Raw genomic sequence first — 1,771 nt, 5'->3', positions numbered from 1 at the left:
ACTGACACCTCCCAAATGGGAGCATGGCCGACGCACGTCCTGGCATTCCCCGGGCGGATTTGGGGGCGGCCGCTGGCGCTTGCTGCCTGCATTCTGCCGCGCCATGCTTGCCCGCTCGCGCCGCGCGGCGTAAATCGCGCGCGGTTCGCCTTGGTCGCGCCCGAAAGGCCCGGCATGCGAGCGCCGTCCCGGCCCAGCCGGTTTCGAGCACGAGCGCGGCTGTCGGTCGCGAGGATGGATGATGTTTTCGCTGACGCCTGCGATCGACCGGCTGACGACTGTCCTGACGGCCAGCCATGCGCGCGCCTGCGCTTTCCTGCTGCTTCTGTCGCTCGCGGCCTTCCTGCCCGGTTTCAGCACGCTACAGCCGCTCGATCGTGACGAGCCGCGCTTTGCGCAGGCGAGCAAGCAGATGCTGGAGACCGGCGATTTCGTCGATATCCGCTTCCAGGACGAAGCCCGGCACAAGAAGCCGGTCGGCATCTACTGGCTGCAGAGCGCGGCGGTGAAGGCTGGCGAGGCGGTTGGCGTACCACAGGCGCGGACGCAGATCTGGCTCTATCGCATTCCCTCCCTCATCGGCGCGATCGCGACGGTGCTGTTGACCTATTGGGCGCTGCTTGCCTTCCTGGCACGGCGCTATGCGCTGCTCGGTGCCGCCTTGATGGCGGCCGCGGTGCTGCTCGGCGTCGAGGCCCGCATCGCAAAGACCGACGCGGTGCTCGCGGCCTGTGCCGTTGCCACCATGGGAGCGCTGGCGCGCACCTGGCTCGACTGGACGCGCTCGCTGGCTTTCGTTCCGGACCGGCGCAACTGGCTGGTGTTCTGGGGCGCGACGGCGATCGGGCTGCTGATCAAGGGGCCGATCGTGCCGATGGTCTGGGGGCTCGCCATCCTGGTGCTGAGCGCGAGCCTGCGCAGCTTCCGCTGGCTGAAGCCGCTGCGCTTCGGCCGGGGCCTCCTGCTCTGCCTCGTCGTGGCGCTGCCCTGGTTCGTCGCGATCATGCTCAAGACCGGCGGCAGCTTCTTCGCCGAAAGCGTCGGTCAGGACATGCTCGGCAAGGTCGCGGAGGGGCAGGAGAAGCACTGGGGGCCGCCGGGGCTCTACCTGGTGATCTTCTTCGGGACCTATTGGCCGGCTGCAGCCTTTGCCGCCATGGCGGTGCCTTTCGCCTGGGTCCGGCGCAGGGAGCCGCAGATTCTCTTCCTCATCGCCTGGATCGTGCCGTCCTGGATCGTCTTCGAGGCGGTGCCGACCAAGCTGCCGCACTACGTCCTGCCGCTCTATCCGGCGATTACGGCACTGCTGCTGCTCGCGGTGATCAACGGCGGCATCGATCGCTACCGGCGCGGCGCCGTCGCGACCGCATGTCTCGTTCTGATCGTCCCGCTTGCGTTGATCGGCGTGATCCTGTTCGGCAACTGGAAGCTGGACCAGACGCTGCCATGGTCGGCGCTGCCCGGCTTCGCGCTGGTGCTGGTCGTCGCCGCGGGCGTCATCGCGGCCTTTCGGCGCCTCGACATCGAGGGGGCGCTCTGGCGCTGCGTCCTGGCGAGCCTGCTGCTCACGGCATCGGTCTACCCCTTTGCCATCGAGAGCCTGCGTTCGCTCAAGCTCTCGCCGCGGCTCGCCGAGGTGGCGCGCTCGGTCTGTGCGGATCCCGCCGTGCTGACGCTGGGCTATCGCGAGCCGAGCCTGGTGTTCCTGACCGGCACCGACCTTGCCATGGCGGCGAGCGGTCAGCAGGCTGTCGATTTCATTGGCAAACCC

At 68.3% G+C, this 1,771-nt stretch carries 1 protein-coding gene; it reads left to right on the top strand.

The window, feature by feature from the left end; all coding sequences use genetic code 11:
* Positions 1–238 precede the first annotated feature (238 nt).
* A partial coding sequence (locus tag ACIPIA_RS15545; RefSeq protein ID WP_400510856.1) for an ArnT family glycosyltransferase occupies positions 239–1,771 on the top strand: 1,533 nt, incomplete at its 3' end.

It is taken from the genome of Allobosea sp. CER48 (assembly GCF_044752385.1).
Taxonomy (GTDB): Bacteria; Pseudomonadota; Alphaproteobacteria; order Rhizobiales; family Beijerinckiaceae; genus Allobosea.
Note: the sequence above shows the minus strand (reverse complement) of the source record. Positions and strands in the feature narration are given on the sequence as shown.